Source organism: Candidatus Manganitrophaceae bacterium (genome assembly GCA_016200325.1).
Taxonomy (GTDB): domain Bacteria; phylum Nitrospirota; class Nitrospiria; order SBBL01; family Manganitrophaceae; genus Manganitrophus.
In genome coordinates, this window is the sequence record JACQEZ010000020.1 from 323495 (window position 1) to 337417 (window position 13923).

Annotated in this window: 15 protein-coding genes; 8 read left to right on the top strand and 7 right to left on the bottom strand. The window is 57.4% G+C overall.

All coding sequences use genetic code 11. From position 1 onward, the window contains the following. Entirely contained in the window at positions 1 to 1428 is a 1428-nt protein-coding gene (locus HY282_18610; protein MBI3805769.1) for an amidophosphoribosyltransferase, read from the top strand. A gap of 90 nt (positions 1429 to 1518) precedes the next feature. On the opposite strand, the gene HY282_18615 is transcribed toward HY282_18610, so the two are convergent. Then, complete coding sequence (locus HY282_18615; protein MBI3805770.1) at positions 1519 to 1959, bottom strand: molybdenum cofactor biosynthesis protein MoaE; 441 nt, start codon at positions 1957 to 1959, stop codon at positions 1519 to 1521. 61 nt (positions 1960 to 2020) lie between these two features. Then, positions 2021 to 2272: a MoaD/ThiS family protein gene (locus tag HY282_18620; GenBank protein MBI3805771.1), complete on the bottom strand. Its 252-nt coding sequence runs from the start codon at positions 2270 to 2272 to the stop codon at positions 2021 to 2023. A 258-nt stretch (positions 2273 to 2530) separates the two neighbouring features. On the opposite strand from HY282_18620, the gene HY282_18625 reads away from it, so the two are divergent. The 4 genes from HY282_18625 (at position 2531) to bioB (ending at position 7437) form a co-directional block, all read left to right on the top strand. Next, positions 2531 to 3487: an NYN domain-containing protein gene (locus tag HY282_18625; GenBank protein ID MBI3805772.1), complete on the top strand. Its 957-nt coding sequence runs from the start codon at positions 2531 to 2533 to the stop codon at positions 3485 to 3487. 55 nt (positions 3488 to 3542) lie between these two features. After that, a complete protein-coding gene (locus HY282_18630) occupies positions 3543 to 5273 on the top strand; it encodes an ATP-dependent DNA helicase RecQ (protein MBI3805773.1) in 1731 nt (576 codons plus the stop codon). A gap of 97 nt (positions 5274 to 5370) precedes the next feature. Continuing rightward, a complete protein-coding gene (corA, locus tag HY282_18635; GenBank protein ID MBI3805774.1) occupies positions 5371 to 6336 on the top strand; it encodes a magnesium/cobalt transporter CorA in 966 nt (321 codons plus the stop codon). A 69-nt stretch (positions 6337 to 6405) separates the two neighbouring features. Next, positions 6406 to 7437 (top strand): biotin synthase BioB, encoded by a 1032-nt coding sequence (gene bioB, locus HY282_18640; GenBank protein MBI3805775.1) that lies wholly within the window; start codon positions 6406 to 6408, stop codon positions 7435 to 7437. On the opposite strand, the gene HY282_18645 is transcribed toward bioB, so the two are convergent. From HY282_18645 to HY282_18665, 5 genes are all read right to left on the bottom strand, one after another. Beyond that, positions 7386 to 7889: a hypothetical protein gene (locus tag HY282_18645; protein MBI3805776.1), complete on the bottom strand. Its 504-nt coding sequence runs from the start codon at positions 7887 to 7889 to the stop codon at positions 7386 to 7388. The genes bioB and HY282_18645 overlap by 52 nt on opposite strands. 30 nt (positions 7890 to 7919) lie before the next feature. Next, complete coding sequence (locus tag HY282_18650) at positions 7920 to 8396, bottom strand: peroxiredoxin (GenBank protein MBI3805777.1); 477 nt, start codon at positions 8394 to 8396, stop codon at positions 7920 to 7922. A 16-nt stretch (positions 8397 to 8412) separates the two neighbouring features. Beyond that, the gene (locus tag HY282_18655) at positions 8413 to 8835 is read right to left on the bottom strand and encodes a DUF1841 family protein (protein MBI3805778.1); all 423 of its coding nucleotides are present in this window, start codon (positions 8833 to 8835) and stop codon (positions 8413 to 8415) included. Between the two features lie 726 nt (positions 8836 to 9561). Then, positions 9562 to 10746 carry a pyridoxal phosphate-dependent aminotransferase gene (locus HY282_18660; protein ID MBI3805779.1) on the bottom strand — a complete coding sequence of 395 codons (1185 nt, stop codon included), beginning with the start codon at positions 10744 to 10746 and terminating at the stop codon, positions 9562 to 9564. 75 nt (positions 10747 to 10821) lie between these two features. Continuing rightward, a complete protein-coding gene (locus tag HY282_18665) occupies positions 10822 to 11628 on the bottom strand; it encodes an alpha/beta fold hydrolase (GenBank protein ID MBI3805780.1) in 807 nt (268 codons plus the stop codon). A gap of 128 nt (positions 11629 to 11756) precedes the next feature. Here HY282_18665 and HY282_18670 point away from each other — a divergent pair, with 128 nt between their 5' ends. From HY282_18670 to HY282_18680, 3 genes are all read left to right on the top strand, one after another. Further along, the gene (locus HY282_18670) at positions 11757 to 12113 is read left to right on the top strand and encodes a hypothetical protein (GenBank protein MBI3805781.1); all 357 of its coding nucleotides are present in this window, start codon (positions 11757 to 11759) and stop codon (positions 12111 to 12113) included. 134 nt (positions 12114 to 12247) lie between these two features. Then, positions 12248 to 12748: a hypothetical protein gene (locus HY282_18675; protein MBI3805782.1), complete on the top strand. Its 501-nt coding sequence runs from the start codon at positions 12248 to 12250 to the stop codon at positions 12746 to 12748. Positions 12749 to 12838: 90 nt separating this feature from the next. Beyond that, the gene (locus HY282_18680; protein MBI3805783.1) at positions 12839 to 13777 is read left to right on the top strand and encodes a metal-dependent hydrolase; all 939 of its coding nucleotides are present in this window, start codon (positions 12839 to 12841) and stop codon (positions 13775 to 13777) included. Positions 13778 to 13923: the final 146 nt, after the last annotated feature.

Sequence of the window (13923 nt, forward strand, 5' to 3'; positions counted from 1 at the left end):
TTGGACGAATTGGTTTTCGATAAATTACAGGAAGAATGCGCGATCTTCGGGGTCTACGGACATCCTGAGGCGGGCAACCTGACCTATCTCGGCCTCTACGCACTCCAACATCGCGGCCAGGAGGCGAGCGGCATCGTCACCTATGATGGGAATGACTTCCATCAAGAAAAGGGAACCGGGTTGGTCGCCGACATTTTCTCGGAAGATCGGTTGAAGCGATTGAAAGGACATGCTGCGATCGGTCACAATCGCTACTCGACCACCGGAGACAACTGCCTGGAGAATGTCCAGCCATTGATGGTCAATTACGCCTTGGGCCGGCTGGGGATGGTGCACAACGGCAATTTGATCAATGCGAGCTTTCTTCGGGATGAGATGGAAGCCTACGGCGCCATCTTTCAATCTTCCATGGACAGCGAGGTCATCATCCATCTGATCGCCCACTCCCGCCAGGAGCGTCTGATTCAGCGGATTGTCGACGCCTGCGAGCGGGTGCGGGGGGCGTATTCTCTCCTTTTTCTTTCGGAAGAAGGGCTCATCGGCGTCCGCGATCCGTACGGTGTCCGTCCCCTCTGCCTCGGAAAGATAAAGGAGGGGTATGTTTTAGCCTCGGAGACCTGTGCTTTTGATTTGATCGATGCGGAATATGTCCGGGATGTCGAGCCGGGAGAGGTGATTCAGATCAATGAGAAGGGGATTTTTTCGTTTAAGCCCTTCTCCAAAGTCTCCCCATCGCAGTGCGTCTTCGAATATATCTACTTTGCGAGGCCGGACAGCCGTATCTTTAACAAGAATGTCTACCAGATCCGCAAGCGCCTTGGAATGGAATTGGCCCGTGAGGGAAAGGTGCAGGCTGATATCGTCATTGCGGTCCCCGACTCCGGCGTCCCCGCCGCATTGGGGTATTCGGAGGCCTCGGACGTTCCCTATGATACCGGATTGATTCGTAATCACTACGTCGGCCGGACCTTTATCGAGCCGCAGCAGTCGATCCGTCACTTCGGTGTGAAGATCAAGCTCAATGCGGTGCGGGAAATCTTGGAGGGGAAGCGGGTGGTGGTGGTCGACGACTCGATCGTCAGAGGAACCACCAGCCGAAAGATCGTCAAGATGATCCGGGCGGCCGGGGCGAAGGAGATCCATGTCCGGATCAGCTCTCCGCCGATTGTCTCGCCCTGTTTTTATGGGATCGACACGCCGACCCGGCAAGAGCTCGTGGCATCAAGCCACAGCGTCGAAGAAATCCGAAAGTATATTACCGCAGACAGCCTCTCTTACCTCTCGATGGAAGGGCTTTTTCGCGCTGTCTACAATTCGGAAGAGGGAGAGAATCGGCATTTCTGCACCGCTTGTTTCTCCGGCAATTATCCGATCCCTTTCACCGGCGAGGAGATCATTCAGCTGGGGCTCTTCGAGGAGAGCAAGTAACGGCCGCGCCGGCTGAAACAGACTTCATCAAAAAAAAGGGATGGATTCACTCCATCCCTTTTTTTTGATCCTCGATCCAAAGCATGTCGTTTATGGATGCTCTTCGACCCAGACCTCCCCTTGGGGGGTCGTCTCTTTTTTCCAGATCGGCGTGATCCGCTTTAATTCATCGATGCACCAGGAGCAGGCCCGAAAGGCGTCCTTCCGGTGCTCCGCGCCGACCACGATCAGAACGATATTGTCGCCCACCGGAATTTCACCGACCCGGTGAATGATCGAGACCTCAATGATGTCATAATCCTTTAATGCCTGCTCCCGGATCTCTGCGAGGCGCTTCTGGGCCATGCCGGGGTAATGCTCAAAATCGATCTTGTTGATGTCCCGACCTTTGGAGAAGTCCCGCGCCGTGCCGAGAAAGGTGACGATGCCACCGATCCGTTTGGAGCTGTTCTTCACCTTATTGGTCTCTGCTTCGACACTGAAATCTTCGGTCTGAATCCGGATTCTTTCGGAAAGCTGTTTTGTATCCATCGATGCGATTCCTTATCCATCAGGGGATTATAAAGGACACCGGTCTATCCTAGCATCCGCGCTAGGATCCGCCGGCGAACGGGGGGAGAAAAGCGATCTCATCCCCATTTTGAATCAGGCATTCTTTGGGAACGACTTCCTGGTTGACGGAGATGAGAATTCTCCCCTCCTTCAAAATATCTTTCAAGGGGGGGAGCTCCCGCTCCAGCCGACCGAGAAGCTGCTCCAAGGTGGTTCCTTTTTCAACGTCCAGGACCACCTCTTCTTTCCCAACAATTTTTTTAAGGACCGCGAAAAAACGAACTTTTACCATGTCTATTTTGCTCCAGAAAAGTTAAAAAAAGGATACCTTTTTCAATAGTGGCTGTCAAGGATTTTATCGAGGTTCTTACACCCTTTTCGGGAGGAAATCGCCCGAAAAGCGGCCGTTTGCTTCACGTTTGTTTCGATCCCCCTCAGCCGACCGGACCCTGTCGAATTTGAACGAGAACTCCCCAAAATAGATCGGTGCTTGTCTGTCTCATCAAAACAGGGTAAAATGGCCTGTCATTTTGAAAGGAGTGCTGAATCGATGGCGACCAATACTGAGAATACATTCAATATGGCTGTTTTTTGTGATCTGGAGAACGTTGCGCTCGGCGTACGCGATGCCCGCTATGCCAAATTCGATATCGATAAGGTATTGGAGCGGCTTCTGCTTAAAGGGAACATCGTGGTCAAGAAGGGGTACTGTGATTGGGACCGGTATAAGGAGTTTAAAGCCGGCATGCATGAGGCCGCGTTTGAATTGATCGAGATTCCACACATTCGACAGTCGGGGAAGAATTCCGCCGACATCCGAATGGTGGTCGATGCCCTCGACCTCTGCTATACGAAGTCGCACATCAACGCGTTTGTAATTATCAGCGGTGATTCCGATTTCTCACCGCTGGTCAGCAAGCTGCGGGAGAACAACAAGGCGGTGATCGGGGTGGGGGTGAAAAAATCGACCTCAGACCTCCTTATCTCCAATTGCGATGAGTTTATCTTCTATGACGACCTGGTCCGGGAGACCGGCCGGCGCAAGCCGAAGCCGGCCCCGGCCCGACCGACCACAACCACCAAAGCGCCGGTCGTCAAGACCGAGGTGAAAGAGGATGAAGAGAAGCGGGAGACGAAGCGGAACGAGGCGCTGAACCTGGTCCTAGAGACAGTCGAAGCGATCTTCAACGAGCGGGGCGAGCGAAAAGTCTGGGGCTCCATGGTCAAGCAGACGCTGCGTCGCCGGAAGCCCGGCTTCAACGAGTCGTATTACGGCTTCCGGAATTTCAATCAGCTTTTGGAAGAGGCTGAGAGCCGGAAGTGGCTCGTGCTGGAAAAGGATCAAACCTCGGGTGGATATATCATCCTCGATTTCGGTCCGGGATGGAGTCAGACGGAAGGTTCAACGGAGAGTCCGACGGAAGGATCGACCGAGGGGGAGGAGACCCCGGTGGCTGCGGTTGGGTCGACAGCACCCCCTTCTCCACCGATCGAAGGCGAATCTTGAAGCCGCTCCGTTTCCCCCTTGAGTTTTTTGCCGATCTCCATTAAGCTCACCGGCAATGGCTCAAACATGGACAAAGGACCGGGTGGCGGAAGAAGTGGAAGCGCTGGCGCGCTTCGTCGCATTGGGGCAAACCGACCCAGGCGAGGGGGCGCGCCTCTTCCACCAACGCCTTGATTTTCTTCGGGCGCTCTTCCGGGCGGAGCCGTCTCTTTTTACGGCGTCGTTGGTCGCTTCCCTGAAGCGGTTGGCGGCGACGACCCCGGCCGACCTCGGCGCGCGCACCTCACCGCAGTCGATTCTCGAATCGATCTTCGGCTACACCCATTTTCGCCCCGGACAGGAAGAGATCATTCAGGCCGTTCTCTCCGGACGCGACTGCATCGGCGTGATGCCGACCGGGGCCGGCAAATCATTGACCTATCAGATCCCGGCCCGGATTCTTCCCGGCACCACCCTCGTCATCTCTCCCCTGATTGCATTGATGAAAGACCAGGTCGACGCATTGACCGAAGTCGGCATTCCGGCCACCTTTGTCAATTCGAGCCTCACGCTCGAAGAACGGCGCGAGCGGATCGCCCGTCTGAAGGGGGGCGAATACCGTCTGATCTATGCCGCTCCCGAGGGGCTCGAGGGCTTTCTGCTCGAGCTGCTCATGACCTGTCAAATCAGCCTCATTGCGGTCGATGAGGCGCACTGCATCAGCCATTGGGGGCACGATTTCCGCCCTTCCTATCGAAGTCTCTCCGGTCTCAAATCCCGCTTCGGACAGGTGCCGGTTTTGGCATTGACGGCGACCGCCACCGAGGCGGTGGTCTCGGACATCGTCGAGCAGCTCGGGATGATTGCGCCGCGCCGCCTCCGCGGGTCGTCTTTCCGGCCGAACCTCCGCCTGCATGGCTATAAGAAGGGGGGAGGGCTGGAGACGAAAGAGGAGATTCTCAATCTGGTTCGATCTCGCGCCGGGCAGCCGGGAATTATCTACTGCCTCAGCCGCAAATCGGCGGAGCAGACCGCCGCCTTCTTAAAAGAGAACGGCGTCCGGACCCTCGCTTACCATGCCGGGATGGAGACCGCAGAGAGAAGCACGGCGCAGGAGGCGTTTCGCCGGGACGATATTGACGTGATTGTCGCGACCGTCGCCTTCGGGATGGGGATCGACAAGCCGAACGTCCGCTATGTCATCCACCGCGACATGCCGAAGAGCATCGAGTCTTATTATCAGGAGATCGGCCGCGCCGGCCGCGACGGGGTGGAGAGCGACTGCGTCCTTTTCTACTCCTGGTCGGAGGTGATCAATTACGATCGATTCTCCGACGCGGCGAACGATCCGCAGGTCCGGGAGAAGAGCCGGGCGCAGGCACGGGAGATGTTTTCGTTTGCCGAGGGGAAGGGGTGTCGCCATCAGCGGCTTGTCGGCTACTTCGGCGAGACGATTGCCGCCTGCGGCAGCGCATGCGACCTCTGCGCCAAATGGGATCTGCTCGAAGAGATCCGTCCCACGCACCGAGCGGCGTCGGTTCTCCGGGGGAAAAAGCGGCCGCTCCCGGCGCGCGAGGAGGTCCTCCAAGAGGGAGGAGAGCTCTTCGCCCGGCTCCGGGCGCTTCGAAAGCGGATCGCCGATGAGCGGGGACTGCCGGCCTATCTGGTCTTCAGCGACGCGGTGTTGCTCCAGATGGCGGCGCAGCGTCCTCACACCGAAGCCGAGCTCCTTCAGATCAGCGGCATCGGGCCGAAAAAGTTGGCCCAGTATGGCGCCCTCTTCCTGGAGGAGATCGAGCGGGGATGAGGGAGGGGGATAGAATGCGGGGTGCGGATTTCGGATTGCGGAGTGAACGTCCTGATCCAGCTCCTAAACCGGGCCTGCTCCCTCTGAGCGTTCGGTTATGATTTCGGTTCTGGTTTACTCGGAAGAAGCAGGGCTGCGCTCTTTCAAAGAGGTCTCCCTTCTCTCCGATCTCCTCAAAGATTCGAAAAACCAGGTCTGGGTCGATCTGGAAGCGGCGACAGCGGCGGAATCGGAGATCCTCTCCTCGGTTTTTCATTTTCATCCGCTCGCCATTGAAGATTGCATCTCGGAGACCCTCCTTCCCAAAATTGACGACTACCGCGATTACATCTTTCTCGTCCTCCATGGATCGCGCGCGGGGGATGACCAGCGGTTCGCCACCGCCGAGATGAATTTCTTTCTCGGTCCGAATTATCTCGTCAGCTACCACGACGAGCCCTCCCGCAGCATCGCCAAAGCGAAGGAGCGCTGCGTGAAGCAGGGGCCGTCGATCACGCACGGCGTCGATTTTCTCCTGCATGAAATTCTCGACACGATGGTCGACAATTACTTTCCGGTGCTCGATCAATTCGATTCGGCGATCGACCGGATCGAAGAGGAGGTCTTCTCGCACCCGGACCGGGCGACGCTGAACAAAATTTTTACCCTCAAGAAAGAGATCATGCATCTCCGTCGGGTCGCCAGTCCCCAGCGGGAGATCCTCAATCGGCTGAGCCGGGACAATTTTCCGGTGATCAGCCCGAAGGCGGCGATCTATTTCCGCGACATCTATGATCACCTCGCCCGGATCACCGACCTCGCCGAATCGTACCGCGACCTGATCACCAGCGCCCTCGATGCCTATCTCTCGGTGATCTCGAATCGCCTCAATGAAATCATGAAAGTCTTGACGATCTTCACGGCGACGTTGATGCCGCTCACCCTGATCACCGGAATTTATGGAATGAATTTCGACAACATTCCAGAGCTCCACACCCGGTACGGTTACTTCGTCGTCCTGGGCATCATGCTCATCGTCACCGCCGGGATGCTCCATTTCTTCAGAAAAAAGAAATGGCTTTAAAGAAAGTCTTATGCTAAACTCCGCCAAAATTGTCACGGTTGGAATGCTGGAATAAAAGGGGAGGGGACGATGCGGGATTTTATCCGTCGGATGGAAGAGAAGGCGATTGCCGGAGAGCGGCTGACCTATGAAGAAGGATGCCGGCTGATGCAGGTGGCCGGGCCCGATCTCTTCGATCTCATCGCCTCGGCCAATCGCGTTCGGCATCACCACCGGGGCGATCAGATCAACCTCTGCTCGATCGTCAATGCGAAGGCGGGAAATTGCTCGGAAAACTGCAACTTCTGCGCGCAATCGGCGTATCACGACACCGGGGTCCCGACCTATCCTCTGATGGATTCGGACGGGATCATCCAGGCGGCCAAGGAGGCGGGAAGCAACGGCGCCGAGGCGTTCGGCATCGTCGCCGCCTGGTGGGGACTGCGTGAAGGGCGGGAGCTCGAAGCGGTGTTGCAGCGGATTCGGGAGCTGGTTGCCGCCGGACATACCCGGACCGATGCCTCGCTCGGGATCATTGCCGACCGGCAGATCGCCTTCAAATTAAGAGAGGCGGGACTCGCCTATTATAACCACAACCTCGAGACCGCCCGATCGCACTTCCCCAATATCTGTACCACCCATACCTATGACGACCGGGTCCGGACGATTCAATATTGTAAGGAAGCGGGGATCGGGATCTGCTCCGGCGGGATCTTTGGAATGGGAGAGAATCCGGATCAGAGAGTCGAGCTCGCCGTCGCCCTCCAGGAGCTCGACGCCGATGTCGTGCCGCTCAACTTCCTCCATGCGATCAAGGGGACGCCGTTCGAGAATCTGCCGCCGCTCCGTCCGATGGAAATCTTAAAAATTATCGCCGTCTATCGGCTGATGCTCCCGTCGAAAGACATCATGACCGCCGGGGGGCGGGAAGTCCATCTGCGCGATTTGCAGTCGTGGATGTTCGCCGCCGGCGCGAGCCACACCCTCATTGGAAACTACCTCACGACGCTCGGCCGAACGCCGGAAGACGACCTGAAGATGATCGACGATCTCGGCCTGCGTGCCGTCGCCTACTGCGGCGAGTCGGTTCCGGAGTCGCCGGAATCGAAGGTAAAAGCGTAAAGGGAGAGCCCCCGCGCCTGAGTAAAGAGCCGGAGCTCGTGTTGTTCAGCGCCGGGATTTCGGATCAGCCGATAGTTCCGATGCGCCGTGACCCGGACCCACGCGCGCCCCTTATCATCGATCATCCCATCCGGACCGAGTTCCTCCCGCCGCATCTTTCGCCGATCGTGATTGATCCAGATGACCGCTTCTTCCTCCGACGACATCACCAGACAGACCTCCTTCGCCGTATACCGAATATAGATCGCGCCGCCGCCGGGGCCTGAAAAGGTCAACCGGTCGGAGAAGCGCCGCCACGGTCCTTCTAGATAGAGCAGATCGTCCTTCAATCCTCCCGGAAGAAGATATTCGATTGCCATTCCCTCCGGCGCGCCTTTCGGATTGCCGATCCGCTCTCCTCGATCGGCGCTGAGGTTAAGCGCCGCGGTTGTGGGTTTTCGATCTATCGACATCGGGACACCGTCTCCCTCCCGGTCGAACCACTAATCGATCGGGAGGGTGGGGGCGAGCGCTTTGACCGCCCGCTGCAGCTCTTCGCTGTGTCCGTCGACCTGGACGGCGGGAATGATCCGACGGATGATTCCCGCTTTGTCGATCAGATAAGTCATCCGCTTGGCATATCCCTTTTCGGGGTTCAGCGCGCCGTAAAGCTGGGCGACCTCTTTCTTGTCGTCGGCGAGGAGCGGAAAATTCAGCTGATATTTCTGCGCGAAGACCTGGTGCGAGGCGACCGGATCGGTGCTGACGCCGAGGATCTCAACGTCGGCCGCCCGAAACTTGCTGATGTCATCCCTAAAATTGCAGGCCTCTTTGGTGCAGCCGGGGGTGTCGTCCTTCGGATAAAAATAGAGGATCACATTTTTCTTTCCTTTGTAGTCGGAAAGCCGAATGCTTTTTCCCTCCTGGGTGGGAAGGTTAAAATCGGGGGCCGGTACCCCTTCCGCAAGATGTCTCTCCATGGTCCCTCCTTTTAGATTAGCGGATGAATTCGCGAAGGCCTGACAGATACCGGGCCTCGTCGATCGATTTGTTCTGCGTGACGGCCTCATGAATCGTCTGAGCAAGCAGCCCGCCGATCCGGTGGAGCGCCTCGTGTCGAGACTCTCCGCGGGAGAGGAGCGACAGCAGCGCCTGTTCGACCTCGACCGGCTGATGCGATCGGATCTGCTGCTCCACCATCGCGTGGAGCGCCGTGTGGAGAAAGGGATTGGTCTGGCGGCGGGCGGCGAAGTCGATATTGAACGCCCCCTCGCCGAGATCGAAGAGTGAATGGTGCTCGCGATGCTCCAGCATGATTTCGGCGAAGAGCGCCTCTTCTCCCTCGATCGGTTGGTTCTCTTTTGCTTTCTTCCAGATTTCGAAAAAACGCGCCCGGTTCTGGGCGGTCATAAAGTCCATGGCATTTTGCTCAGAAATCACTTTCGACGGAGAAGATTCAGCTTATAACGGGGGATTGATTGAAGTCAAATTTGGAGAATCATGGGCAGCGTCTTATTTGAAGGCATAGGGCGTGGGGTTTCGCCCCACCCCCCACCGTGGGGGCCGACTGCCCGGCCGTTTATCATCTGTGGGGCCGGCGCAAGGAGAAGAAGATGGATTTCTGATCGTTACACCAGGTGCGCCTTGCCCCACCCCAAGGCCTCCCCGTGCAGCCGGGGGGAGAGATCCCCCCCGCTCCCCCCTTACGGTCACAACTTGCACCACGCACGAAAGAGCATCGTGGATGGTGCTTCGACAGGTGACCTGATTCGGTCGGTGAGACATCTGATATAAAACGCAGCAGCGTGGGGGGGCGTAGTACGCCCTTGTCGCGCAGTCGCTTACGATCTTTTTTAATTCAAACACAAACAGTACTAGATTTGGGTTTATCTCCTCGGTGGCACGCTGTGTCGGAGCGCAAGGGCCCCACTGGGGGATGGGTGGAGCGAGGACGCAGTGTGCCACCGCTATAAATGAAATGTTCCATCTACCTTTACAGGGCGCCTGTCTGAGGCACAGTCCGCACTGCTCTTTGTGCGGTCGCGCCGAGTTCGGCCGTGGGGGGGTAAAACCCCACGAACTTAATACAGGGGGTCTGGGGCCATTACCATTCCCAAGTTTTTGGTATTTGATTAGGTAACAACATTAGAGATGGCTCCCTGAGTTTATGAAGACATTGAGTCTATTTAGGGCTTCTTCGAGCAGGGGAGGGGCTGAGACAAAACTTAAGATCAGATGCGCCGGATCGAGATCATAAAAGTAGCCGGGGTGGACGAGGATCCGTTCCCGGCGCAGGAGCTCGAGTGCGATCTCTTCTTCGTCGGCGTTTGAATTATTCAATCGCAAGGTGGCATAGAAGCCCCCTTCCGGCGGGATCAAAGAGAGTCGGCGGGATGGGGAGAGGATCCGAACCGCACGCTGCGCACGCTCTGCGATGGCGGCCTGATATTCGGCCGAGAAGGTCTTTCCTCCTTCGAAGATCGCGGGGATGGCGAATTGGGCGGCTTCGTTCACCGGAAGAAAAGTATCGGAGATCGTCTCCAGCGCCATCATCGCCTTCTCGACCTCCGGCGCTCTGCCGGTAACCGCCATCCAGCCGATCTTCATTCCCGGCAGGGCGAACATCTTCGAGAAGCCGTTCAACGTCAGAACGAGCGGTCCGTCGGCCGCGGCCGGGCGGGGAAGCCGATGCTCCTTAAAGAGAAACGGACTAAAGACCTCGTCTGAAATGATGGCCAACTGATGACGTCCGGCGATCTCGGCAATCCGCGCGATCTCCGTCTCAGTCGCGACGGCGCCGGTCGGGTTGTGAGGGGAGATCAGGATGATTGCGCGTGATCGCGGCGTGATCTGAGATTCGAGCTGATCGAAGTCGATCTCCCATCGCGCCCCCTCTCTCAGTCGATAGCCGATCATTCGGACCCCTGCGAGCGTAGCGATCGCATCGAAGAGGGGATAGGAGGGACGCGGGGAGAGGATCTCATCCCCCGGATCGGCCAACAATCGAAAGGCATACCAGTAGGAGAGGCTCGTGCCGGGGGTCAAGAGAATCTGCTCGGGCGGGATCGAGAGCCCTTCATTTAGATAGGACCGGCTGATCGCCTCGCGGGCGGTCTGTTGGCCGAGCGGGTCAGGCCGATAGGTCTGGGCGAGGCGCGCTCCTTCTTGCAGCGCCCGCTCCAATGTGCCTTGGGGGTAAACCAAATCATGATGGTGGACATTTCCGGAGACAAGATCGATGATCTTCTCTCCGCGGGCTTGGAGCGCGTTTCGCTCGCGGTAGAGCGGATTGGTTTCACCTTGGAAATCGTTCGCGAGGTCTGAGAACATGACGGTATTTTATGAGGAATCGATGAAAAGATCAAATGACGGGAGTGACTTTCCCTTCCCCGGCGACGGCGTCGATTATCTCTTTATAAATTCATGGATCGCTTCCGCCACCACTTTGGGTTTGTCCATCTGCGGGAGATGGCCACAGTCGGGGATTGTGATCAATCGGCTGTTTGGAAGATGTTGATGGAGCCGGTTGGCATGCTCCATCGTCAGCCAGCGGTCGTTTATACCCCATACGATCAGCACCGGCTGACGAATCTGGGGCAAGAGCGCATCGATTTCCCGCATCTCGACGGCGGAGATACCGCGTAAGAATCGGAAAAGATCCCGGCGCTGCCGGAGGGTGGCGAACGGCGCGGTCACCCGCTCGATCAAAACGTCGGAGATCAATTGAGGGTCGTGAAGGGAGCGTTGGAAGATCGATCGGGCACAGCGCTTCAGTGTCGGTTCTCGAAGGAGAAAAGGGAGGAGCCGGCCCAAGATGCGGCTTCGCGCGACCTCGACCGCATAGGGGGTCGAGGGGAAACCGTATGGATTGAGCAACACAATCCGGTCGACCCGGTCGGGGTGCCTCCCGGCCACGCCGAGGGCGATTCCCCCTCCCATCGAGCTCCCGACGATCGAGACCTTGTCGAGCCCGCGGGCATCGAGAAATTGAACCACCGCTTCAATCATTCCCGAAAGACTCTCTTCCCATGCGGCGGGAAGGGGGCTCTTTCCGAAGCCGGGAAGGTCGATTGCGATCGTCCTAAATTGATCCGATAAGAGGGGAATCAGCCGTTCCCAGGTCTCCAGAAGATCGAAGAGTCCGTGAATCAGCAGCAGCGGCGGACCGGAGCCTCCGTCGATGCAGTGAAGGGGGAGAGATGATTCCGCCATTGAACGTTCTTCTCCAATTTTTGGAACTATAACAGATCAGAATCCGATTGAGAAGCCGCACCGGGGCCCGCTTGTGCTTCCCTCCGAAAATTCCTTACAATGGAGAGAGGCGTTTTGGAGGAAAACAGATGAAGAAACAACGTTCCGGCAGGGTTCTTTTGATCTTGATCACGCTGTTTTTCGTCGGGGCCGGCTGCGCCTCGATGTCGAAAGAGAAGAAAAATCCGGAGGTGCCGATCGGCGAAATCCAGGGCCATCCGCGCGATTGGGTCGGCAAAACGGTCCAGGTCGCCGGAGAGGTCAAAGATGCCTATTCGTTGGTCCTCTACAAATATTTTATTTTGACCGACGGTACCGGAGAGATTCAGGTCGTGACCTCCAAGCCGCTTCCCCGCAAAGGGGAGAGACTCAATATTCAAGGGAAGGTGGAAGAGGGCTTTTCGTTCGGCAGCGAGTCGCGGACCATCCTCCGCGAGCAGGGTTAGCGGCCCGTTTTTTTTCTCTCGCCTTGACAGGGAACCGACCTCTGCTACCTTTGCACCGAGAGACCGGATCGGTACCTGCTCCGGTCATTCGAGGGATAGACCGCTTTAGCGCTTTAGTGAGGAAGATAGGTGAAATGATGGGATGGAAAAACGATCTGAAGGAATGGATGCGAATCGTCCCCGGTGTGGCCGGTCATCAGGACCGAGAGGCGATTCGGGAGCGAGACCGGGTGGTCCGCTTGAGTCTCGTTTCAGAGTTACAAGGGTGCGGTCGTGGACTGGAGAAGATCAAGCCGGCGCTGGATGCTTTAATAGAAAAAAAAGAGCTCGGCCTGTTGCAAGGGATCGACTATCTTTCGGTCAAGATCGACAAGCTGGGGAACCTGATCCGGTATGCAGGCCAAAATGACCGGGGACGCTTCGATCCCTGGTCGATCGACCCGCTCGAGCAGCTTCTCGCCTTCGATGAAGACCTGTTCGTCGAAGTCGAGTCGATTAAAGAGCAGGTGCATGCCTTGGAAGCGGCCATCGACGATCCGGAGAGGCTGAACCGGGAGATGCACCAGGTTGATCGGGCCCTCGATCAATTAGAAAAGACATTCTCCATCCGCTGCGGTCTCTTTATGCAGCGTTAGGGTCCGCTTTCCTCAAAACTGATTCCATCAGAAGCGATCGGCTCCATCGGTAGATTGTTTGCCCGACCTCGACGATGTTATAATCCTCAGATGGATAACGTCACTCACACCCTCGTCGGCGTCGTCATGGCGAATGCGTTCTTCCGGAAGCGGATCGGCAAGCCGGCGGTGCCGATCCTGGCGCTCGCCAACAACCTTCCCGACATTGATGCCGCTGTGGTCCTCACCGGCGACCCGACCGCCATCCTGATGCGGCGCACCTTCGGGCACTCCCTTCTGCTCTTGCCGATCTGGGTTTTCATCCTAAGTGCAATCTTGCGGCGGTTCTATCCGCAGCTTCGGTGGCCGACGGTGATCGGTTTGACCCTCCTCGGCGCGTTGGTCCACCTCTTCTTCGACCTGATCAACTCCTTCGGCGTGGTGCTCTTCTGGCCATGGCGCGATTGGCGTCCGGAGCTCGGCATCGTCTTCATCATCGATCTGATTTTAACCGGATTGCTGGCGATGCCGCTCCTCTTGGTTCGCCTTCGTCGGTTTAAAGAATCGCTGATCGGACTTTCGCAGATTTCAGCGGCGATGGTTCTTCTCTACCTTGCCTTTTGCGGTTGGAGCCGGCTACGGGCGCAGGAGATCGTCAACGCCGCGGCGGGTACTCCGGTCGACTTCAGCTATGTCTTTCCGGAGCCGCTCGGTCCGCACCGGTGGCGGGGGGTCACGCGGGAGGGGAAGCAATATCGGATCTACCTCGTCCACCCCTGGACAGCCGGAATCGATCTGCGCGAAGAGGTGGTGACCGAGGTCGGCCATCCGGTCGTCGAAGAAGCGCGGCGGACCCCGTTGGCGCATCGTTTGGAGTGGTTCTTCAAAGCGCCGGTTTGGAATCTCACGGAGCAAACGGCGGAGGCGATTGTCTATGACCTGCGGTTTCGGACATTGGTCCTCCCGCGCATGACCCCCTTTATCTTCCGATTTCCGGTTGGGCAGGAGCGGACCGCGCTGCCGACCGCAACCCCCCTCCGGTCACCCTGACCGGCAGCGAGGGGAGAATCGGATGAAGCTCGACCTCTTCCGCCATCCCTCGGATAGGGGAGCGGACGTGAGGCAGCCTCGGAATATCGGATCGTGGGATGTGTTATCATTGGATGAAGTCAAATGACTTCCTCTAAATTCACCTG

Bases quoted from the DNA above. Each gene is read 5' to 3' on its own strand.
- HY282_18675 (MBI3805782.1), top strand. From the start codon at position 12,248: ATGATGGGATGGAAAAACGATCTGAAGGAATGGATGCGAATCGTCCCC.
- corA (MBI3805774.1), top strand. From the start codon at position 5,371: ATGATTTCGGTTCTGGTTTACTCGGAAGAAGCAGGGCTGCGCTCTTTC.
- HY282_18680 (MBI3805783.1), top strand. From the start codon at position 12,839: ATGGATAACGTCACTCACACCCTCGTCGGCGTCGTCATGGCGAATGCG.
- HY282_18615 (MBI3805770.1), bottom strand. From the start codon at position 1,959: ATGGATACAAAACAGCTTTCCGAAAGAATCCGGATTCAGACCGAAGAT.
- HY282_18655 (MBI3805778.1), bottom strand. From the start codon at position 8,835: ATGGACTTTATGACCGCCCAGAACCGGGCGCGTTTTTTCGAAATCTGG.
- HY282_18645 (MBI3805776.1), bottom strand. From the start codon at position 7,889: ATGTCGATAGATCGAAAACCCACAACCGCGGCGCTTAACCTCAGCGCC.
- HY282_18660 (MBI3805779.1), bottom strand. From the start codon at position 10,746: ATGTTCTCAGACCTCGCGAACGATTTCCAAGGTGAAACCAATCCGCTC.
- HY282_18665 (MBI3805780.1), bottom strand. From the start codon at position 11,628: ATGGCGGAATCATCTCTCCCCCTTCACTGCATCGACGGAGGCTCCGGT.
- HY282_18630 (MBI3805773.1), top strand. From the start codon at position 3,543: ATGGCTCAAACATGGACAAAGGACCGGGTGGCGGAAGAAGTGGAAGCG.
- HY282_18670 (MBI3805781.1), top strand. From the start codon at position 11,757: ATGAAGAAACAACGTTCCGGCAGGGTTCTTTTGATCTTGATCACGCTG.
- HY282_18620 (MBI3805771.1), bottom strand. From the start codon at position 2,272: ATGGTAAAAGTTCGTTTTTTCGCGGTCCTTAAAAAAATTGTTGGGAAA.
- HY282_18625 (MBI3805772.1), top strand. From the start codon at position 2,531: ATGGCGACCAATACTGAGAATACATTCAATATGGCTGTTTTTTGTGAT.
- HY282_18650 (MBI3805777.1), bottom strand. From the start codon at position 8,396: ATGGAGAGACATCTTGCGGAAGGGGTACCGGCCCCCGATTTTAACCTT.
- bioB (MBI3805775.1), top strand. From the start codon at position 6,406: ATGCGGGATTTTATCCGTCGGATGGAAGAGAAGGCGATTGCCGGAGAG.